This is a genomic window from Azotobacter armeniacus (assembly GCF_054779355.1).
The window spans coordinates 33,169-52,283 of the sequence record NZ_BAAGYK010000033.1 but is presented as its reverse complement, the minus strand read 5'-3'; the positions used below and the strand labels follow the sequence as shown (position 1 = coordinate 52,283).

Annotated in this window: 18 protein-coding genes and 2 pseudogenes; 10 read left to right on the top strand and 10 right to left on the bottom strand. The window is 66.6% G+C overall.

What is annotated here, in order from left to right:
* Nucleotides 1-119: 119 nt before the first annotated feature.
* Nucleotides 120-905: an OmpA family protein gene (locus tag ACYVD0_RS07030; protein ID WP_460426154.1), complete on the bottom strand. Its 786-nt coding sequence runs from the start codon at nucleotides 903-905 to the stop codon at nucleotides 120-122.
* Nucleotides 906-953: 48 nt separating this feature from the next.
* Entirely contained in the window at nucleotides 954-1,349 is a 396-nt protein-coding gene (locus ACYVD0_RS07025) for a DUF4398 domain-containing protein (RefSeq protein WP_460426153.1), read from the bottom strand.
* Here ACYVD0_RS07025 and ACYVD0_RS07020 point away from each other — a divergent pair.
* Together ACYVD0_RS07020 and ACYVD0_RS07015 are read left to right on the top strand one after the other, a co-directional pair.
* Nucleotides 1,348-1,536: pseudogene (locus tag ACYVD0_RS07020) on the top strand (hypothetical protein); the annotation flags it as partial. The gene ACYVD0_RS07025 and the pseudogene ACYVD0_RS07020 sit on opposite strands and share 2 nt — an antisense overlap.
* 59 nt (nucleotides 1,537-1,595) lie before the next feature.
* Nucleotides 1,596-1,727: pseudogene (locus ACYVD0_RS07015) on the top strand (catalase); the annotation flags it as partial.
* Between the two features lie 184 nt (nucleotides 1,728-1,911).
* Here the strand turns inward: ACYVD0_RS07015 and ACYVD0_RS07010 are convergent.
* Together ACYVD0_RS07010 and ACYVD0_RS07005 are read right to left on the bottom strand one after the other, a co-directional pair.
* Entirely contained in the window at nucleotides 1,912-2,823 is a 912-nt protein-coding gene (locus tag ACYVD0_RS07010) for a D-hexose-6-phosphate mutarotase (RefSeq protein ID WP_460426152.1), read from the bottom strand.
* A gap of 98 nt (nucleotides 2,824-2,921) precedes the next feature.
* Nucleotides 2,922-3,320 (bottom strand): acyl-CoA thioesterase, encoded by a 399-nt coding sequence (locus ACYVD0_RS07005; RefSeq protein WP_460426151.1) that lies wholly within the window; start codon nucleotides 3,318-3,320, stop codon nucleotides 2,922-2,924.
* 268 nt (nucleotides 3,321-3,588) lie between these two features.
* Between ACYVD0_RS07005 and ACYVD0_RS07000 the strand changes: the two genes are divergently transcribed.
* The 6 genes from ACYVD0_RS07000 to ACYVD0_RS06975 all read left to right on the top strand — a co-directional run bounded on the left by ACYVD0_RS07000 (nucleotide 3,589) and on the right by ACYVD0_RS06975 (nucleotide 11,579).
* On the top strand, nucleotides 3,589-4,557 hold the full coding sequence (locus ACYVD0_RS07000; protein ID WP_460426150.1) for a type 2 periplasmic-binding domain-containing protein: 969 nt from the start codon (nucleotides 3,589-3,591) through the stop codon (nucleotides 4,555-4,557).
* 241 nt (nucleotides 4,558-4,798) lie between these two features.
* On the top strand, nucleotides 4,799-7,084 hold the full coding sequence (locus ACYVD0_RS06995; protein WP_460426149.1) for an ABC transporter permease subunit: 2,286 nt from the start codon (nucleotides 4,799-4,801) through the stop codon (nucleotides 7,082-7,084).
* A gap of 23 nt (nucleotides 7,085-7,107) precedes the next feature.
* Nucleotides 7,108-8,778: a phosphate ABC transporter permease PstA gene (pstA, locus tag ACYVD0_RS06990; RefSeq protein WP_460426148.1), complete on the top strand. Its 1,671-nt coding sequence runs from the start codon at nucleotides 7,108-7,110 to the stop codon at nucleotides 8,776-8,778.
* 83 nt (nucleotides 8,779-8,861) lie between these two features.
* Complete coding sequence (gene pstB / locus ACYVD0_RS06985; protein WP_460426147.1) at nucleotides 8,862-9,695, top strand: phosphate ABC transporter ATP-binding protein; 834 nt, start codon at nucleotides 8,862-8,864, stop codon at nucleotides 9,693-9,695.
* Nucleotides 9,696-9,759: 64 nt separating this feature from the next.
* Nucleotides 9,760-10,503 carry a phosphate signaling complex protein PhoU gene (gene phoU / locus ACYVD0_RS06980; RefSeq protein ID WP_460426146.1) on the top strand — a complete coding sequence of 248 codons (744 nt, stop codon included), beginning with the start codon at nucleotides 9,760-9,762 and terminating at the stop codon, nucleotides 10,501-10,503.
* A gap of 122 nt (nucleotides 10,504-10,625) precedes the next feature.
* Entirely contained in the window at nucleotides 10,626-11,579 is a 954-nt protein-coding gene (locus ACYVD0_RS06975; protein WP_460426145.1) for a peptidoglycan DD-metalloendopeptidase family protein, read from the top strand.
* A gap of 46 nt (nucleotides 11,580-11,625) precedes the next feature.
* Here the strand turns inward: ACYVD0_RS06975 and ACYVD0_RS06970 are convergent, their stop codons facing one another.
* The 5 genes from ACYVD0_RS06970 to ACYVD0_RS06950 all read right to left on the bottom strand — a co-directional run bounded on the left by ACYVD0_RS06970 (nucleotide 11,626) and on the right by ACYVD0_RS06950 (nucleotide 16,662).
* Nucleotides 11,626-12,966 carry a hemolysin family protein gene (locus tag ACYVD0_RS06970; protein WP_460426144.1) on the bottom strand — a complete coding sequence of 447 codons (1,341 nt, stop codon included), beginning with the start codon at nucleotides 12,964-12,966 and terminating at the stop codon, nucleotides 11,626-11,628.
* A gap of 57 nt (nucleotides 12,967-13,023) precedes the next feature.
* Entirely contained in the window at nucleotides 13,024-14,346 is a 1,323-nt protein-coding gene (phoR, locus tag ACYVD0_RS06965; protein ID WP_460426143.1) for a phosphate regulon sensor histidine kinase PhoR, read from the bottom strand.
* A gap of 42 nt (nucleotides 14,347-14,388) precedes the next feature.
* Nucleotides 14,389-15,078, bottom strand: a complete 690-nt coding sequence (phoB, locus tag ACYVD0_RS06960; protein ID WP_460426142.1) for a response regulator transcription factor PhoB — start codon at nucleotides 15,076-15,078, stop codon at nucleotides 14,389-14,391.
* A gap of 116 nt (nucleotides 15,079-15,194) precedes the next feature.
* Nucleotides 15,195-16,082, bottom strand: coding sequence for a UbiA prenyltransferase family protein (gene ubiA, locus ACYVD0_RS06955; RefSeq protein ID WP_460426141.1), 888 nt, complete (start codon nucleotides 16,080-16,082; stop codon nucleotides 15,195-15,197).
* Between the two features lie 28 nt (nucleotides 16,083-16,110).
* Nucleotides 16,111-16,662: a chorismate--pyruvate lyase family protein gene (locus tag ACYVD0_RS06950; protein WP_460426140.1), complete on the bottom strand. Its 552-nt coding sequence runs from the start codon at nucleotides 16,660-16,662 to the stop codon at nucleotides 16,111-16,113.
* A 126-nt stretch (nucleotides 16,663-16,788) separates the two neighbouring features.
* Between ACYVD0_RS06950 and ACYVD0_RS06945 the strand changes: the two genes are divergently transcribed.
* Together ACYVD0_RS06945 and ACYVD0_RS06940 are read left to right on the top strand one after the other, a co-directional pair.
* On the top strand, nucleotides 16,789-16,956 hold the full coding sequence (locus ACYVD0_RS06945; protein ID WP_460426139.1) for a rubredoxin: 168 nt from the start codon (nucleotides 16,789-16,791) through the stop codon (nucleotides 16,954-16,956).
* Between the two features lie 210 nt (nucleotides 16,957-17,166).
* A complete protein-coding gene (locus ACYVD0_RS06940) occupies nucleotides 17,167-17,439 on the top strand; it encodes an HU family DNA-binding protein (RefSeq protein ID WP_460426280.1) in 273 nt (90 codons plus the stop codon).
* A gap of 266 nt (nucleotides 17,440-17,705) precedes the next feature.
* On the opposite strand, the gene ACYVD0_RS06935 is transcribed toward ACYVD0_RS06940, so the two are convergent.
* On the bottom strand, nucleotides 17,706-19,103 hold the full coding sequence (locus ACYVD0_RS06935; protein WP_460426138.1) for an aminoacyl-tRNA deacylase and HDOD domain-containing protein: 1,398 nt from the start codon (nucleotides 19,101-19,103) through the stop codon (nucleotides 17,706-17,708).
* Between the last annotated feature and the right edge of the window lie 12 nt (nucleotides 19,104-19,115).

Here is a 19,115-nt window from a genome sequence, read left to right as displayed (position 1 = left end):
GGCCCTTGGACCGCCTGCGTCTTGCGGTCCGCAGGCAGGGCCGGCCTGCAGGCATCCGCGATGCTTGGGAACACCGGCAGGCCCGACGAGCCTACGCTATCAGGCCGAGCGGCCGAGATCTATTGCAGGGACGTCCGCGGGGCCACCGGGCGGTCGTCCTCATCGGCGATGGTCACCTCCACCCGCCGGTTCATGGCGCGGCCGGCCGGGGTGGCATTGCTCGCCACCGGATACCGCTTGCCATAGCCCTGCATGGCGATGCGTCGCGGGTCGATGCCCATCTTGATCAGGGCGATACGAACCGCCTCGGCGCGGCGTTCGGAGAGGCGCTGGTTGTAGGCGTCGGAGCCGGTGCTGTCGGTGTAGCCCTCGACGATGACCTGGCGCTGCGGGCTGGCCTTGAGGAACTCGCCCAGCTTCTGCAGGTCGCGCATGCCGCCGGGCTTGAGTTCGGCGCGGTCGTAGTCGAACAGCACGTCGCTGAAGGTCACCAGGGTACCGCGCTCGGTATGCTTGGCCTGCAGCTCCTCCTGCAGTTGGCGGATCTGCGCGTCGCGGGACTGCAGGCGCGCTTCGCCGCGTTGCGCCGAGGACCGCTGGATTTCCTGTTCGGCGTTGCGCAGGATGATGGTCTGTTCGGCGAACTCCACGCGGCGCCGGGTCAGATAGGCCAACTGGTCGACCTTCTCGGCGCTGGCGCCGCTCTGGTGGGCCTTTTCGGCCTGGTCCAGCAGGTTACCGGCATCCTGGGTTTCCAGGGCGGCGAGCTGGCTGGCGCGCGGATTGTTTTGCAGGGCGATGAAGGCGTCGCGGGCCTGTTCCAGATTGGGGTTGGGCTTGATGGCGCAGGCGGCGAGGCCGATGGCCAGCGCCAGCAGAGACGGCAGGGTGGCGAGCTTGTGCATGGGATTATCCTCCGGCGGTGAACGGGTCGTCGATGGCGAAGCGGCATCTCACTGGATGGTGCGCATGCCTTCTTCGCGCAGTTCCTGGATGCCTTGCTTCATCTCCTCCACAGCCCTCTGTGCCTTGGACGCACGGGCCTTGCGCTCGGCGACGTGGGCATCCCACTCGGCCTGCTCGGCGAGGATGCGGGCCCGCTCGTAGTCCTTCTTCTGCATGGCCAGCTCGGCCTCACGCCATTTTTCCTGTGCCGCGCGCATTTCCAACGGGGCGTATTGAGTGCCGCCAGCACTCACGGCGTCCCTGACGGAGGATTCGGTGAGGGCGAACTGCTCGGTCGGCGGGTTGCCCGCGCAGCCGACCAGGAACAGGCCGCCGAGAGCCAGGGCCGTCAGCCCGGGTATCGGCAGGCGCGAGGCGGTGCTTGTGTCGTTATTGTTCTTCATGGTCGGCCTCCGGTCGAAATTGCCAGGAATACGCGAAACAGGAAGCACCGCCGAAAAAGGCCGGGGCTTATGTTGTGAGCCCGTGCAGCAGCAAATGTTCCTTGGCGCTGCCCGGCGGGCGTCCCCTGTGCGCGACAACCGGAGCCTGCGCAGCGTCGGCGAGCGTGGTCCGGCGATCCTGGAGAGCTGCCAGTTCATCGAGAAAATCACCCACTTCGACCGCGAGCGGACTCACGAGCGCCTGGTCTCGATCGCAACCCCGCGAACGTCTTCGCCGAGACCGAGCAGGCGGCTTTCGGCACCGGTGTACTGGTCGAGGACATCGACTTTTCCGACGACAAGATGCTGCAGGGGCGCACCCTGTCCTATTCCGACACCTAGCGCTATACATTTTCACCGTACTCAGACTCACCTTTCTGGGGCGGCCAGAATAACGGCAGGCGTGGATTTCTCCCCTCTCCCATGCTTGGGAGAGGGGCCAGGGGAGAGGGAGATGGTCGAGTGGAGGAGAGCCGCCGCTAAGGCGGGAGGGGGCTGGCGGGACCATGCGGTCCCCGTCAGCTCAGAGCGGCTCGCTCCACAGGCAGAGGCCCAGGGTGGCGCTCTGGTCGGGGGCGAGCTCCACGGCGTCGTCCAGCACGTTGGCCGTCTCGATGCAAAGCATGCGCTGCCAGGCGTCGTCGGCGAACTGCGAGAGGCGCGCGGCCTTGTCGATCCAGGGGTTCCAGACGATGGCCGAGTGCGAACCACGGGCTTCGAGGCAGATCCGTCGCTTCCAGCCGGGGTCGACCAGGTCGAGGCGCGGCGGGGTGTCCAGATAGATGCGGTCGGTCTCGCCGGTGAAATGCAGGATGCCGCGCTGCTGGCGCTCTTCCCAGTCCTCCAGGGTTTCGATGTAGCGCAGGCCGTCGAGGCCCTCGATGCTCGTCTCGCGGATGTCGCTGACCGCCAGGTAGGTGTGCAGCGCCTGGCTCAGGGCGACCCGGTAGCTGCCGGGGTTGTGGGTGGTCAGGCTGAGGTCAAGGCGCTCGTCGAGGCGGATGGCCAGGGTCAGGTCGAGCGCGTGGGGCCAGCCGGGCAGTCCACCGGCCGGCTGCGGCAGGCTGAAGGCCAGGGTCACCGCGCCGTTCTCCTTGGTGATGTCCTGCAGCTGCCAGTCGCGGCCGCGCACCTCGCCGTGGGCCGGTGCCGGGCCGAGGCCCTCGCGCATGGCGCGCACGCCGGCCGGGTTGCGTGCCAGATCGCCGAACCAGGGCCAGCACACCGGCACGCCGCCGCGCACCGATTGGCTCCGGCGAAACTCCGCCTGCTCGCTGAGCCAGATCAGTGGCGGCTCGTCAATGCGCTGGTAGCTGAGCACCTGGGCGCCCTGTTCGGCGACCAGCAGTTCGGCCGCGGCGGTCCTGATCCGCCAGCAGGGCAGTTCGCCCATTTCGACCCGTTCGACCTGGGGGGCTGTAGAGTGTTGGTTCATGATGAGATCCTCTCAATGCAGATGCTGCATTATTAGATCCCACGTGGTGGAAAAGCTCCATCACGCGGAAGGGGGCCTGCTCGGCTAGGAGAGGGGCGTTAGCGGCGCGGCACCGCGCGGGTGCGGCCGCCGCCGTCGATGGCGACGAAGACGAATACCGCCTCGGTCACCTTGCGCCATTCGCTGAACAGCGGGTCGTCGCTCCACACCTCGACGAGCATCTGGATCGAGCTGCGACCCTGCTGCAGGAGCTTGGTATAGAAGGAGAGTTGGGCACCGACCGCCACCGGCACCATGAAGGCCATGCGGTCGATCGCCACTGTGGCCACCCGTCCGCCGGCCAGTCGGCTGGCCGTGGCGGTGCCGGCCAGATCCATCTGGGCGACCAGCCAGCCGCCGTAGATGTCGCCGAAACCGTTGGCATCGCGGGGCAGTGCGGTGATCTGCAGGGCCAGATCGCCCTGGGGAACCGGGTCATCCTGTTCGAATTCGTTCATGAGGTAGGTTCGTCGGGCGCTTGTCGGGCGGCTGGGAGAGTGCCCCGATTATAATGGGAAGGCCTGGCGGCAGGCGAGCGTGGCCGGAGTGGGATTGTCAAGCACGAGGTTTTCGCCGCATATTTCGCGGTGTGCCGAGTCATGTGGGAAAAGTTCCGTCGGATTGTTTGAAGTCACAAAGCTGTCATGTTCCGTTCATAGAGTGGTCATGCGGCCTGCTGATACTGGCCCACGATCCGACCAACACCGTCCTGCTAGGGAGCAAGGCATGAAACTGAAGTGTTTGATGGCGTCCATGACGTTCGTTGCCGCTGGTATGGCGACCGCGAGCGCGGTTGCCGCCGTCGATCCGGCCCTGCCGGCCTACGAGAAGACCTCCGGCGTTTCCGGTAACCTGTCCAGCGTCGGTTCCGACACCCTGGCCAACCTCATGACCCTGTGGGCCGAAGAGTTCAAGCGCCAGTATCCGAACGTCAACATCCAGATCCAGGCCGCCGGCTCCTCCACTGCGCCGCCGGCCCTGACCGAGGGCACCTCCAACCTCGGCCCGATGAGCCGCGCCATGAAGGACAACGAGCTGCAGGCCTTCGAGGAGAAGTATGGCTACAAGCCGACCGCCGTGCCGGTGGCCATCGACGCTCTGGCGGTGTTCGTGCACAAGGACAACCCGATCAAGAGCCTGGACATCGCCCAGGTCGACGCCATCTTCTCCAGCACCCGTCTGTGCGGCGGCGCCAAGGACATCAAGACCTGGGGCGACCTGGGCCTGACCGGCGAGTGGGCGGCCAAGCCGATCCAGCTGTTCGGCCGCAACTCGGTGTCCGGTACCTACGGCTACTTCAAGGAAGAGGCTCTGTGCAAGGGTGACTTCAAGGCCAACGTCAACGAGCAGCCGGGCTCCGCCTCGGTGGTGCAGTCGGTGTCCAGCACCCTGAACGCCATCGGCTACTCCGGCATCGGCTACAAGACCTCCAGCGTGCGCGCCGTGCCGTTGTCGAAGAAGGGCGGCGAAGCCTTCGAGGCCAACGAGGCCAACGCCCTGGCGGGCAAGTTCCCGCTGGCGCGCTACCTCTACGTCTACGTGAACAAGGCGCCGAACAAGCCGCTGAGTCCGATGGAGGCCGAGTTCGTCAAGCTGGTCCTGTCCAAGCAGGGGCAGGAAGTGGTGGTCAAGGACGGCTACATTCCGATGCCGAAGCGGGTCGCGGACAAGACTCTGAAGGAGCTCGGCCTCTAATTCGGGGGCTGCCAGCCCGGCACGGAGGCCGGGGATTGAAGGCGGGAGCGCCGTGCCCGTCACTCGTTGCGAGTGACGGGCCTTGGCTCGTCACCGCGTTGTAATCTTTCTGTCACAGATGGCGATTAGAGTGCCGCCGGCCGACGCTCGTTGAATGAACGGCGAGCGACGGCCAGGCCGCAAAGCCGCTGCAGCAGCTCATCGACGGCCCGCTGAACGCCCATGCAACCGAGCCCTAATGATGACCGACATGGCAAAAGACCTCCCGACCGCCGTCCCCCAGACGCCGCGCCTGGACTTCAATACTCCCGCCCTGCAACGCAAGCGCCGGCGGCGTGCCCTTCAGGACCGCCTGGCGCGCTGGTACGTCACCATGGGCGGGCTGGCCGTGCTGGGGGCCATTACCCTGATCTTCTTCTATCTGGCCCAGGTGGTTCTGCCGATGTTCCAGGGCGCCGAGCTGAGCGCGCGCGGCGAGCCGCAGCGGCCCGCCTGGCTGGCCGATCAGGGCCGGGCGCTGCTGATGGCGGTCGAGGAGCAGAACAGGGTCGCCATGCGCCTGGATGCCCGCGGCCAGGTACTGTTCTTCGAGCCGGACGGCGAAACGCTGCTCAGCCAGGTCGCGCTGCCGATCCCCGCGGGGGCCGAGATCGTTTCCCTGGGGCAGGACCAGCCCGGCAGCAACCGCCTGGTGCTGGGGCTCTCCAACGGCCAGGTGCTGGTGTTCAGCCATGCCTACCGGGTGACCTATCCAGATAACCGCAAGACCGTCACCCCGCGCATCGAATACCCATTCGGCGAAGCGCCGATCCAGCTCGATCCGCAGGGCCGCCCGCTGCACCAGGTGGCGATGAACGTTGGCAGCGACGGACTGCTGCTGGCCGGCTCGACCGGCAACCAGGTCCTGGCCCTGGAGCTGAGTCGCGAGGAGAACCTGATGACCGGCGAGGTCACCCTGGACGAGCGGCGCCTCGAGCTGCCGCAACTCACGGGATCGGTCAAGGCGCTGCTGATCGATCCGCGCCAGCTCTGGCTGTACGTGATCAGCGGACGTTCCACCGCCGATGTGTTCGATCTGCGCCAGCAGCGGCTGAACGGCCGCTACAAGCTGCTCGCCGATCCCCAGGCGGAGGTGACCGAGGTGACGGCCCTGCTCGGCGGCATCTCGCTGATGGTCGGCGACTCCAGGGGTGGCATCCAGCAGTGGTTCATGGCGCGCGGCGAGACCGGCGTCGAGCTGAAGAACATCCGCGGCTTCCAACTGGCCGACAGCGCCATCGTCCAGATCCTCCCGGAAGAGCGCCGCAAGGGCTTCCTCGCCCTGGATGCCGCCGGCAACCTGGGCGTGTTCCACAGTACCGCGCACCGTACCCTGCTGGTCGAGCCGGTGGCCAAGGCTGGCGCGCTGGCCGCGCTGTCGCCGCGCGCCAACCGCGTACTGGTGGAGTCCGGCGGCCAGCTGCAGGGCTTCGGGCTGGACAACCCGCACCCGGAAGTCTCCTGGAACTCCCTGTGGGGCAAGGTCTGGTACGAGAGCTATGACGAACCCCAGTACGTCTGGCAGTCGACCTCCGGCAACTCCGACTTCGAGCCCAAGCTGAGCCTTTCGCCGCTCGCCTTCGGCACACTCAAGGCGGCTTTCTACGCCATGCTGCTGGCCGCGCCCATGGCCATCTGTGCGGCTATCTATACCGCCTACTTCATGGCTCCGGCGATGCGCACCAAGGTCAAGCCGGTGATCGAGCTGATGGAGGCGCTGCCCACGGTGATCCTCGGCTTCTTCGCCGGCCTGTTCCTCGCTCCCTACGTGGAGGCCCATCTGCCGGGCATCTTCAGCCTGCTGCTGCTGACCCCGCTGGGCATCCTCGCCGCCGCCTACGGTTGGAGTCGCCTGCCGGAGAGCATCCGCCTGCGCGTGCCGGACGGCTGGGAGGCGGCCCTGCTGATCCCGGTGATCCTCGCTGTCGGCGCCCTTGCCCTGGGCATGAGCGGTCACCTGGAGAACTGGTTCTTCGGCGGTGACATGCGCCTCTGGCTGTCCAACGACCTGGGCATTCCGTTCGACCAGCGCAACGCCCTGGTGGTTGGCCTGGCGATGGGCTTCGCGGTGATCCCGACTATCTACTCGATCGCCGAGGACGCTGTGTTCAGCGTGCCGAAGAGTCTCACCCTGGGCTCCCTGGCGCTCGGCGCGACGCCCTGGCAGACCCTGACCCGGGTGGTCATCCTCACCGCCAGCCCGGGGATCTTCTCGGCGCTGATGATCGGCATGGGCCGCGCCGTCGGCGAGACCATGATCGTGCTGATGGCCACCGGCAACACGCCGATCATGGAGGCCAACATTTTCGAGGGCCTGCGCACCCTGGCGGCCAACGTGGCAGTGGAAATGCCCGAGTCGGAGGTCGGCAGCAGCCATTACCGTGTGCTGTTCCTAGCCGCGCTGGTGCTGCTGCTGTTCACCTTCGTGATGAACACCGCGGCCGAACTGATCCGTACCCGCCTGCGCAAGAAGTATTCGTCGCTCTGAGCTCCGAGAAAAGGTAGACGACCGTGAAACAGCAAAATCTGAAGACCTGGTTCAAGAGCGGCTCGCCCTGGGTATGGTTCACCGGCGGCGGGGTGTCCATCGCCGTGATCATGACCATCGGTCTGCTGGCGCTGATCGCGGTGCGCGGCCTCGGCCACTTCTGGCCGGCCGACGTGCTGGAGGCCGACTACCGGGTTCCCGGCGAGCCGGTCCGGGTGTTCGCCGGGGAGGTGGTGGAGGCCGAGGAGGTGCCGCGCGCGCGGCTGGCCGCCAGTGGCCTGCCGGTGGATGCCAACGGCGGCGAGTTCATGACCCGCGAGCTGCTCAAGGTGGGTAACCGCGAGCTGTACGGCGCCGATTTCAGCTGGGTGGTCGGCGAATGGCTGGAGAATCCACGCAGGCCGGAAAGCCTGATGGCGGTCGAGCGCCGCGAGTGGGGCAACTTCTATGGCTACCTGCTCGGCATGAAGGAGAATGGCCGGCTGGTGGCCGAGGGTGAAGGCGCCTGGAATGCGCTGCAGCAGCGCATCGATCGGGTCGCCGACCTGCACGGGCAACTGGCCCGCCTGCAGAAGAAGGACATCGGCCGTATCAACCACGCCCTCGAGCGGCTGCGCCTGAAGACCCGCGCGCTGGAGCTCGATGGCCGACTGGACGCCGCCGCGCAGGCCGATCTCGCCGCCGAGCGCGCCCAGTGGGACGCAGAATACCAGCAGCTGGAAGGCCGGCTGATCGCGCTGCAGCAGGAGTTCAACCGCGACAGCATGCTGGTGCGCACTGCCGACGGCCACGAGCAGGAGATCAGCCTGGGCAAGGTGGTCCGCGCCTACCAGCCGAACGCCATGGGCCTCGGTGAGAAACTCGGCTTCTACGCCGCCAAGCTCTGGGAGTTCGTCTCCGACGAGCCGCGTGAGGCCAATACCGAGGGCGGCATCTTCCCGGCGATCTTCGGTACCGTGCTGATGACCCTGATCATGGCCGCCATCGTCACCCCGTTCGGGGTGGTCGCCGCCGTCTACTTGCGCGAATACGCGAGGCAAGGGCCGCTGACCCGGGTGATCCGCATCGCGGTGAACAACCTGGCCGGCGTGCCGGCGATCGTCTACGGTGTGTTCGGCCTGGGCTTCTTCGTCTACGTGCTGGGCGGCTCCATCGACCGCCTGTTCTTCCCCGAGGCCGCGCCGGCGCCGACCTTCGGCACCCCGGGCCTGATGTGGGCCTCGCTGACCCTGGCGATCCTCACCCTGCCGGTGGTGATCGTCGCCACCGAGGAAGGCCTGGCGCGCATTCCGCGCGCCCTGCGCGAAGGCTCGCTGGCGCTCGGCGCGACCAAGGCGGAAACTCTCTGGAAGGTAGTGATCCCCATGGCCAGCCCGGCGATGATGACCGGCCTGATCCTCGCCGTGGCCCGCGCCGCCGGCGAAGTGGCGCCGCTGATGCTGGTCGGCGTGGTCAAGCTGGCGCCGAGCCTGCCGCTGGACGGCAACTACCCGTACCTGCACCTCGATCAGAAGATCATGCACCTGGGCTTCCACATCTACGACGTCGGCTTCCAGAGCCCCAACGTCGAGGCGGCCCGCCCGCTGGTGTATGCCACTGCGCTGCTGCTGGTGCTGGTGATCGCCCTGCTCAACATGAGTGCGGTGTACATCCGCAACCACCTGCGCGAGAAGTACAAGGCGCTGGAACACTAAACACTGGCTGGAAGCCGGCGGCCCGAACCCAGGAGGGGTTCCAGCCGGCCGGCTTCGGGCTCCACGCTTGAACGGAGTGAGTCATGCGACACGAATCCCCCAGCCACGGCATCAACCTCGACGCCCTCGGCCGCAAGAAGCAGACCTTCGACCTGGCCAGCGAGCCGGTGGCCCTCGAGGTGCCCGGCCTCAAGCTGTTCTACGGCGACAAGCAGGCGCTCCACGACATCCGGATGAATGTTCCGAAGAACCGCGTGACCGCCTTCATCGGTCCGAGCGGCTGCGGCAAGTCGACCCTGCTGCGCTGCTTCAACCGGATGAACGATCTGGTCGATGGCTGCCGGATCGAGGGCGGGATCAACCTCGACGGGCAGAATATCTACCGCAAGGGGGTGGACGTCGCCGAACTGCGCCGGCGGGTCGGCATGGTGTTCCAGAAGCCCAACCCCTTTCCCAAGAGCGTCTACGAGAACGTGGTCTACGGCCTGCGCATCCAGGGCATCAACAAGAAACGCGTGCTCGACGAGGCGGTGGAGTGGGCGCTGAAGGGCGCAGCGCTGTGGGAGGAGGTCAAGGACCGCCTGCACGACTCGGCCCTCGGCCTCTCCGGCGGCCAGCAGCAGCGCCTGATCATTGCCCGCACCATCGCGGTCGAACCGGAAGTGCTGCTGCTCGACGAGCCCTGCTCGGCGCTCGACCCGATCTCCACCCTCAAGGTCGAGGAGCTGATCTTCGAGCTGAAGTCCAGGTACACCATCGTCATCGTCACCCACAACATGCAGCAGGCCGCGCGGGTGTCCGACTACACCGCGTTCATGTACATGGGCAAGCTGATCGAATACGGCGATACCGATACCCTGTTCACCAACCCGGCGCAGAAGCAGACCGAGGACTACATCACCGGCCGCTACGGCTAGCGGCCGGCCGATCGGGGACCGGGACCAAGCAGCTTGAGCCTTCAGCTTTCGTGCGGAGCGAACCATGATCGACAAAGACAATATATCCCTGCATATCTCCCAGCAGTTCAACGTTGAGCTGGAGGATGTGCGCAGCCACCTGCTGGCCATGGGCGGCCTGGTCGAGAAGCAGGTCAACGATGCGGTCACCGCCCTGATCGAAGCCGACTCGGGGCTTGCCACGCAGGTGCGCGAGATCGACACGCAGACCAATCAGATGGAGCGCAGCATCGACGAGGAGTGCGTGCGCATCCTCGCCCGCCGCCAGCCGGCGGCCTCCGACCTGCGGCTGATCATCAGCATCTCCAAGTCGGTGATCGACCTCGAGCGTATCGGCGACGAGGCCACCAAGATCGCCAAGCGTGCCATCCTGCTCAGCGAGGAGGGCGAGGCGCCGCGCGGCTATGTGGAGATCCGCCACATCGGCGAGCAGGTGCGCCGGATGGTCCAGGAGGCACTCGATGCCTTCGCCCGCTTCGATGCCGACCTCGCGCTGTCGGTGGCGCAGTACGACAAGACCGTCGACCGCGAGTACAAGACCGCCCTGCGCGAGCTGGTCACCTACATGATGGAAGACCCGCGCTCGATCTCCCGCGTGCTGAACGTGATCTGGGTGCTGCGCTCCCTGGAGCGGATCGGCGATCATGCGCGCAACATCGCCGAATTGGTAATCTACCTGGTGCGCGGTACCGATGTGCGGCACACCGGGCTGGCGCGCCAGAAGCCGGCTGGGGAGAAAAGCGCCGATGAAACGCCGGCTCAGGACTGAAGCTGCCTGCCGCTCGTCGGCTCGGACGCCATCTTCGTCACAGGCTTGACTTCGCCGTCTCGCGATAAGCGGACGACGCTGTTAGTCTTCGCGCTCCGTCCATATTGTTGAGCCATGCATCGATGCTGGGACGCTCGCTACTGTTCGCCATTCTTTTCGCCTTGGCCGCACCGGCGACGGCCGTGACCATCTACGAACACGTCGATGCCAACGGCGTGGTCAGCTATGGCGACCAGGCCCGCCCTGGCGCGCGGGTTGTCCACATCATTCAGCCTGGGCGCGGCCTGCGCGGCTTGCGGTCGGTACCGACGCGGTTGCCGGGGACGATGTCGCGAAGCGACGCGCCGGATGACCGGGTGCGTCTGGATACTCTCAAGCATGCCGGCGGCCATACCCTGCGGGTGCAGAACGACATGTTCGCCCCGGTGGAGGTCGAGCTGCGCCTGGACGGGCTCGGCAACGTCAGCGGTGCGCCGAACGGGCCGATCCGCTGGATAGTTCCGCCGCGCAGCCAGATCCGCCTGGCCACCCTGGCGCCGCGCGATCCGGACAAGCCGCTGCGTTACACTCCCAAGCTGCGCCATGCCCTCGGCGATCCGCGCCTCCGGCCGCTGCCGCACCGTTATCCTCTGCCCTGGCGCGGCGGCCCGTTCCGCCTGACCCAGGGCTCCAACGGTCAGTACAGCCATTACACCCCCAAGGGGCGCTACGCCGTGGACATCGCCATGCCGATAGGTACGCCGATCGTCGCCGCCCGCAGTGGGGTGGTGGTGCAGACCGAGAACGCCCAGCGCGGGCGCCGCCCCAGCCCGGCCGGTAATCACGTGCGCATCCTCCACGACGACGGCACCATGGGTGTCTATCTGCACCTGCAGGAGGGGTCGGTGCGGGTGAGCGAGGGACAGCGGGTTCAGGCCGGCACGCCGATCGCCCGCTCCGGCAACACAGGCCGCAGCACCGGACCGCACCTGCACTTCGTGGTGCAGCGCAACGTCGGTCTGGCGGTGGAATCGATTCCCTTCCAGTTCAACCAGCCGGTCAACGCCCTGCCGAACTTCGCCGTCGGCGGCGACTGAGCCTCCCTTGCGCGCGGCCGGAGCGCATCCGGCCACGTCTCGCTCCTCAGCCCAGCCTCAGCACCTTGGCCAGGACGACCCTCGGACCCTTCATTTTCTTGACGATGATCCGCAGGCCCTGGGTTTCCAGCACCTCATCCTCTTCCGGCAGCCGCTTGAGGGTCTCGTGGATCAGCCCGGACAGGGTGTCGGCCTCGACGCCCGGCGGCAGGCTGATCTGCAGCAGGCGCTCGACCTTGAACAGCGGAGTGTCGCCGCGCACCAGCAGCTTGCCCGGCTGGTAGGCGACGATGCCGCGCTCGGCCTTGCGGTGCTCGTCCTGGATATCGCCGACCAGCACCTCCAGCACATCCTCCATGGTCAGATAGCCCACCACCTTGCCGTCGGCCTCCTCGACCAGGGCGAAATGCGAGCCGCCGCGGCGGAAACGCTCGAGCAGTTCGGTCAGCGGCATGTGCCGGTCGACCCGCTCGATCGGACGCATCAGCTCGTCGAGCTTCAGCGCCGAGGGCAGCATCTCCAGCAGGGACATGTGCATCAAGAGGTCCTTGATGTGCAGCACGCCGACGAAGCGCCCGGCGCTCTCGTCGTACACCGGGTAGCGGCTGTACTTGTGCCGGCGAAAGGTGCTCATGACCTCGTCCAGCGGCGCGCTGCGCTCCAGGTAGACCAGGTCCTCGCGGGAGTTGGCCCAGTCCACCACCTCCAGCTCGCCCATCTCCACCGCCGAGGCGAGCACGCGCATGTCCTGGTCGCTGGGGTCGTGGGCCCGGCTGGAATGCAGGATCAGCTTCAGTTCGTCGAGGCTGTACTGGTGCTCGTGATGGGCGCCCGCCCCGCCCTGACCGGCAATGCGCAGGATGGCGTTGGCGCTGGCGTTGAGCAGCCAGATCGCCGGGTACATCAGCCAGTAGAACAGGTACAGCGGCACCGCGGTCCACAGCGACAGCCGCTCCGGCTGGCGGATCGCCCAGGACTTGGGGGCCAGCTCGCCGACCACGATGTGCAGGTAGGAAATGATGAAGAAGGCGGTGAAGAAGGACACCCCGTGGACCAGTGCCGGCGTGTCGATGCCAAGCTTCGACATGAGCGGTTCGAGCAGGTGGGCGAAGGCCGGCTCGCCGACCCAGCCGAGGCCTAGCGAGGCGAGGGTGATGCCCAGCTGGCAGGCCGAGAGGTAGGCGTCCAGCTGGCTGTGCACGCGGCGCAGGATCTGCCCGCTCCAGCCGTGCCGGCCGGCGATCAGCTCCACGCGGGTAGTGCGCAGCTTGACCATGGCGAATTCGGCGGCGACGAAAAAGCCATTCAGCAGGACCAGGAACAGGGCGAAGAGAATGAGGCCAAGGTCGGCGAAATAGGCGAAGCCAGTACTGGGGGAGGGGTCCATGAAGTATTCGCGGAATGACTGACAAGAGGGGGCATATGAGGGCGTTGGGCCACACTTTCAAGAGGCATTGCCGAGCGCCCGGCGAACCACCAGCTGCGCCGGGGGGAAGTGGCAGGTGAACAGGCTGCCCTTGCCGGGCTCGCTGGCGATTTCCAGACGGGCGTTGTGGTGGATCAGCGCATGCTTGACGATAGCCAGGCCCAGGCCGGTGCCGCCGGTGCTGGCCGAGCGGCTGGAGTCGACCCGGTAGAAGCGTTCGGTCAGCCGCGACAGATGTCTGGACTCGATGCCGATGCCGGTGTCCTGCACGCTCAGGTGCCCGCCGTCCTGGTCGCTCCACCAGCGGATGCGGATTTCGCCGCCGGGCGGGGTGTATTTCACCGCGTTGAACACCAGGTTGGAGAAGGCGCTGCTCAGCTCTGCCTCGTTGCCCCTGAGTTCGAGCCGCGGCTCGGCTTCGAGCAGGATGCGGTGGCTGCCCTCGCCGGAGAGGGCCTGGGCGTCTCTTATGATCGCCTGCAACAGCGGCTCCACCGCCACCGGCTGCTTGTCCAGGAGGTTATCGCTGGCCTCCAGTCGGGCCAGCAGCAGCAGGTCGTCGAGCAGGTTCTTCATGCGTTCGGCCTGCTGCTGCATCTGCTGCAGGGGGCGGCGCCAGCGCGGGCTCACCTCGTCGGCATGGTCCAGCAGGGGCTCCAGATAGCCGGCGATCACCGTCAGCGGGGTGCGCAGTTCGTGGGAGACGTTGGCGACGAAGTCCTTGCGCATCTGCTCCAGCTGGCGCACATGGGTCACGTCGCGGACCAGCATCAGCTGCTCGTCGTTGCCGTAGCGGGTGATCTGCAGCTGCAGGTGGAGGCGGTCGTTGAGCGGCGAGGGCAGTTCGAGGGCGTCCTTGAAGTCGCCCTGCGCCATATAAGCCTTGAAGCGCGGATGGCGGACCAGATTGGTGATCGGCTGGCCGCTGTCCTGTGGCGTCTTCAGGCCGAGCAGGGTTTCCGCGGCGCGGTTCCACCACTCCAGGTTGCCTTCGGCGTCGAGCATGATCACCGCATCCTTGAGGGCGGCGGTGGACTCCTGCACGCGGTCGATCACCGCCTGCAGGCGGCCGCGCACGCGCTGGTCGCGGCGCTGGATGCTGTAGAGGCTGTCGAATACCTCGCCCCACAGACCATGGCCGTCCGGCGGTGGCTCGTCGGGCTGGTAGGTCTTCAGCCAGCGATGCAGGCGGATGAGCTGGTAGAGGTTCCAGGCGAGGTAGGCGGCCAGGCCGACGGCCAGCGACCAGCCGTAGTTTCCGGCGATGAAGCCGAGCAGCAGGCCGGCGGCGGTGGGCGGTAGGAGGCTGCGCAGCAGCAGGCCGAGCCAGTTGTGTTTCACGGGCGGAGCGTCCTTGACCTTCGGGCCGATTTGGCGCCGGGTTCAGCTCTTGGTGGAGAAGCGATAGCCAGTGCCGCGCACCGTCTGCACCAGATTCTCGTAGGCTCCGCCGAGGGCCTTGCGCAGGCGGCGAATGTGCACGTCGACGGTGCGTTCCTCGACATAGACGTTGCCGCCCCAGACCTGGTCGAGCAACTGGCCGCGAGTGTAGGCGCGCTCCTGATGGGTCATGAAGAACTGCAGCAGGCGGTATTCGGTGGGACCCATCTCGGCCGGTTTGCCGTCGATTGTGACCCGGTGGCTGACCGGGTCAAGCAGCAGGCCGCCGACCTCGATCGGCGTTTCGCTGTCGCTGGGACCGGTGCGACGCAGCACGGCCTTCAGACGGGCGACCAGCTCACGCGGCGAGAAGGGCTTGGTGATGTAGTCGTCGGCGCCGACCTCCAGCCCCTGGATCTTGTTGTCTTCCTCGCCCTTGGCGGTGAGCATGATCAGTGGGATACCGGCGGTCAACTCGTCGCGTTTCAGGCGGCGGGCCAGCTCGATGCCGGAGGTGCCGGGCAGCATCCAGTCGAGAAGAATCAGGTCGGGCTTGCGGTCGACGATGATGGCGTGGGCCTGTTGGGTGTTTTCCGCTTCGAGGCACTCGTAGCCGGCCATTTCCAGGGCAACGGCGATCATCTCGCGGATGGGGGCCTCGTCGTCGACGATAAGGATTGTCTTGCCAGCCATGGGCAACTGTCCCGTTGTGGTTCCTGTCAGTGCAGCGCATTAGATAACGGAATTATTGCAGCCGTGTGACAGATAGAGGCTTCCGCGGGAAGGCCTGGCCTGCGCAAAGCCTCAGGCTAGAGCCTGTAGTCGAGGAGCAGGCCGATCAGAATCGCCAGGCCGGCCCAGTGGTTGTGCAGAAAGGCCCGGAAGCAGGCCAGCGGATCGCGCCGGCGGGTGGCGACGAACTCCCAGGCGAAGCACAGTGCGGCCACCAGCAGGCCGAGGTGGAAGTACGGGCCGAGCCCCTCGCGTATCCCGACCGCCAGCAGGAGGCCGAGAGTCAGACCCTGCAGGGCGAGGATGATCGCCCGGTCGGCGGCACCGAAGAGGATGGCGGTGGATTTGACGCCGATCTTCAGGTCGTCCTCGCGGTCGGTCATCGCGTAGTAGGTGTCATAGCCCACGGTCCACGCCAGATTGGCGATGTAGAGCAGCCAGGCCTCGAGCGGCAGGCTGCCGGTCGCGGCGGTGAAGGCCATGAGGATGCCCCAGGAGTAGGCTGCCCCGAGCACCACCTGCGGGAGGTGGGTGTAACGCTTCATGAAGGGGTAGAGCGAGGCCACCGCCAGGGCGCCGAAGGACAGGGCGACGGTCATCGGGTCGGTCAGCAGGACCAGGCCGAAGCTCAGCGCCACCAACACGGCGAACAGCTTCCAGGCTTCACGCGTCCTGATCCGGCCGGTTGCCAGCGGGCGCTGACGGGTGCGGCTGACGCGGCCATCGAAGTTGCGGTCGGCGAAGTCATTGATCACGCAGCCGGCCGAACGCATGAGGATCACGCCGCCGGTGAAGATCAGCACATGCTTCAGGCTGGGCGTACCGTCGGCGGCGAGCCACACCGCCCAGAGGGTTGGCCAGAGCAGCAGGTAGATGCCGATCGGCCGATCCAGGCGCATCAGCTGGATGAAGTCCCAGGCGCGTGGATGCAGGCGGTTCATCGATTGCAGCAGGGCGGTATACATGGTCGGCTCTCCCGGACGGCTCCGCGGATTATAAGGTGTCCGGGTCGATCCCTTGGTACTGCCACAGATCCGGCAGGAAGACCTCCGCCACCAGCACCCCCAGGGCCTCGCGGTGGAAGCAGGAGCGCCGCCCCCAGAGCCCGGCGCGGCGCACCGCGGCAGGCAGCCAGGCCGGCGGATAGCGGGTCGCCTGGATGGGGCCGCGTTCGAAGGCGACATCGCTGAACAGCAGCTCGCCGAGGGGCCGGCGGCCCAGCTCGGCCAGCACCGGGGCAAAGCCTTCCAGGGCTGCGCGCGCCGCCACGCTGCGGGCGAACACCCAGGGTTGCTCCTCTCCGAGCAGGTAGACCTCGCGCACCCAGCCTTCGCTGCTGGGCGCCACCCCGAGGGCGGCGCACTCGTCGTCGCGCAGGGGCTGCCAGCCTTCCTCCAGCGGGGTCACGGCGAAGCGGCCGGCGGAGAGGGCTGTCAGCCGGCGGGTCAGCGAGCCGGTATCGAACAGCCAGTGGGCCAGGCAGGCTGTGGGGGCAGGGTGCAACTGGTCGGCGCCGAGCCAGTGGAAAGCGGGAGCAGCGGTCACAGGGGCATTCCGGCAGAGTGGACGGGGAGGCGAGTCTAGCATGCGCCGCTGTGCCGGCCGGTCCCGGTCTTGGCACTGCCGGCGGCTTGCAGTAGCTTGGAGTATCCGGTCATCTGGAGGTGAGCCATGCGCAAGTGGCAATGCATCGTCTGCGGCTTTATCTATGACGAGGCCAGCGGTCTTCCTGAGGAGGGCATTGCGCCAGGGACTGCCTGGGAGGACGTGCCGCCCGACTGGCTGTGCCCCGAATGCGGTGCCAGCAAGCAGGATTTCGAGATGATCGAGATCGTTTGACTCTGATCGCCCGCTTCTCCTCGGACTTTATCTTGCAAACGAGCCGTTGGGTGCGGGTTGCGGCCTTGCCGGGCGACGCGGCCGGCCATGGGGCGACTGGCGAAGAGCCGTATGGCATGCCATTCTCCCAGTACCGGCTGCAGCAGGGAGCCGTTGCAGCCTTGGGAAGAGCGTATGGACACAACAACAAGAAACGTCAAAGAGGCAATCATGCGTAAACCGGAACTAGCTGCCGCCATCGCAGAAAAGACCGATCTCACCCGGGATCAGGCCAATCGGGTACTCAATGCGATGCTCGAAGAAATCACCAGCGCGCTGAACCGCAAGGACAACGTCACCTTGGTCGGCTTTGGCACCTTTCTGCAACGCCATCGCGGCGCCCGAACCGGAAAGAATCCGCAGACCGGCCAGCCGGTCAAGATCAGGGCCAGCAACACGGTGGCCTTCAAGCCGGGCAAATTACTCCGGGATGCGGTCAACTGATCGAGCGAAGGCCGTGTCGCCCGAACGGGAGGGGGCGGGCGATTGCCTCTTTTGAAATTGGAGGCGGGGCGGCGCTCGGGGAGAGCGCAGCCGCTGTGCCGCACGGCAATCCAGCCCCTCGGTGAGCGGTCCCGACCCGGCCCCAATCCTCACGCTTGCCCGCCTAGGATAAGGCCTGCGGAATCAATTGGTTATAAGCTATTCGATGGGCGCGGCCGCAGCTGCGCGCACGACGGCCTATCTTCATCTACAGGTTCTGCCCTGTCTCATTCCGGATGTGCCAGCAGCACGCGCAACGCCGTTTCCGCTGCCAGCACCCGATCCAGAGCCTCCTCGGCCCTAGCCCTGGTCAGCCCCAGATCGTCGAGCAGCCGCTGGGGAATCTCCTCCTGCGGCGTGCCGCCGATGCCGCGGTTACGCAGCAGGTTGACCGCCAGGTAGACCAGGTTGGCATACACTGCATGGCGGCCGCGGTAGTCGGGATCGTGCTGGCAGTTCAGCGCGACCGCCAGTTCCTCGGGCATTTGCCAGTGCTCCATCAGCCAGGCGCCGATCTGCTCGCGGGTGATGCCGAGCAGATGGTGCTCGATCAGGAGGTGCGGCACGTGCGGGTTGATCTGCAGGTGCTGGCTGAGCAGCCTGAAGTAGGGGGGGAAGATATGCGCGAGGGTCAGGTAGCCGAAGTTGTGCAGCAGTCCGGCCAGGTAGGCGAGGCCCGGCTCGGGCCGCTTGCTGCGTGGCATCGCCCGGCACAGGCCGTCCATTAAGGTGGCGGTGTAGAGGGCTTCCTCCCAGTAGGGTGTCATGTCCTCATGGGGTTCGGAGCGCCCGGTGAGCTTGCCTTCGGACAGGCCGAGCGACAGGTTGAGCACCACGTCGGAGCCGAGCACCCGCACGATGGCGTCCTCCACCGAGAGAACCCTTTCCGGCGTCGGATGGTGGATGGTGCCGGCTAGCCCGGCCCAACTGACCACCTGGGCAGCCAGGGCCGGATCGGTCTCGATCAGGTCGGTGACGTCGTCGTCGCTGCAGGCACGGGGATTGCCGTACAGCTGGCGGATCCTGCGCACGGTGTTCCTCCGTGGCGGGATCTCCACCCGGCGCTCCAGGCGTTGGCGGATGCGTCGGGCGGTGAAGCTCTGCACGGCCTCCATCGGATCCTCGGCGTGCACCTGCAGGTTGTGGCGCAGACGGATCAGCGGCACGCCGAAATGGGTGCTGGCAGCATCGACGAGCAGGCCGCGATAGACTTCGCTGTCGATCTCCAGGAGGACATGGGGCTGACCGGAATCGAGCAGCACGTTCGGTCCCTGCAGCAGGCGTTCATCGTACAGGCAGGGACCGTCGATCAGCGCCGGCAGGCCGGGCAGCGCACTCAGCCGTTCGCTGTCGAACAGCTGCCGCAGGCGTGCCTCGGCCGGGACGAGGCTACGGCCGAGGACTCTCTTCAGACGGTTGAGGTCAAGCAGTTGGTCGCGGGGGAACAGCACCAGCAGGATGCCGGTGGCGTCCTCGAGCAGCGCGGCTTGTACCCGCGGCTGGCCGGGGCCTGGCCGCTCGTGCACGGCTCGTACGGGAATCCCGAGACATGTCAGCAGATCACGAATGATCTGCGGCAGCTGGGGTTGAAGCAACTCGGCGGCGGTTGGCGCAGTCTCGGGCATAAAGCGTTCTGC

Bases quoted from the DNA above. Each gene is read 5' to 3' on its own strand.
- ACYVD0_RS07030 (WP_460426154.1), bottom strand. From the start codon at position 905: ATGCACAAGCTCGCCACCCTGCCGTCTCTGCTGGCGCTGGCCATCGGC.
- ACYVD0_RS07025 (WP_460426153.1), bottom strand. From the start codon at position 1,349: ATGAAGAACAATAACGACACAAGCACCGCCTCGCGCCTGCCGATACCC.
- ACYVD0_RS07010 (WP_460426152.1), bottom strand. From the start codon at position 2,823: ATGAACCAACACTCTACAGCCCCCCAGGTCGAACGGGTCGAAATGGGC.
- ACYVD0_RS07005 (WP_460426151.1), bottom strand. From the start codon at position 3,320: ATGAACGAATTCGAACAGGATGACCCGGTTCCCCAGGGCGATCTGGCC.
- ACYVD0_RS07000 (WP_460426150.1), top strand. From the start codon at position 3,589: ATGAAACTGAAGTGTTTGATGGCGTCCATGACGTTCGTTGCCGCTGGT.
- ACYVD0_RS06995 (WP_460426149.1), top strand. From the start codon at position 4,799: ATGACCGACATGGCAAAAGACCTCCCGACCGCCGTCCCCCAGACGCCG.
- pstB (WP_460426147.1), top strand. From the start codon at position 8,862: ATGCGACACGAATCCCCCAGCCACGGCATCAACCTCGACGCCCTCGGC.
- phoU (WP_460426146.1), top strand. From the start codon at position 9,760: ATGATCGACAAAGACAATATATCCCTGCATATCTCCCAGCAGTTCAAC.
- ACYVD0_RS06975 (WP_460426145.1), top strand. From the start codon at position 10,626: ATGCTGGGACGCTCGCTACTGTTCGCCATTCTTTTCGCCTTGGCCGCA.
- ACYVD0_RS06970 (WP_460426144.1), bottom strand. From the start codon at position 12,966: ATGGACCCCTCCCCCAGTACTGGCTTCGCCTATTTCGCCGACCTTGGC.
- phoB (WP_460426142.1), bottom strand. From the start codon at position 15,078: ATGGCTGGCAAGACAATCCTTATCGTCGACGACGAGGCCCCCATCCGC.
- ubiA (WP_460426141.1), bottom strand. From the start codon at position 16,082: ATGTATACCGCCCTGCTGCAATCGATGAACCGCCTGCATCCACGCGCC.
- ACYVD0_RS06945 (WP_460426139.1), top strand. From the start codon at position 16,789: ATGCGCAAGTGGCAATGCATCGTCTGCGGCTTTATCTATGACGAGGCC.
- ACYVD0_RS06940 (WP_460426280.1), top strand. From the start codon at position 17,167: ATGCGTAAACCGGAACTAGCTGCCGCCATCGCAGAAAAGACCGATCTC.
- ACYVD0_RS06935 (WP_460426138.1), bottom strand. From the start codon at position 19,103: ATGCCCGAGACTGCGCCAACCGCCGCCGAGTTGCTTCAACCCCAGCTG.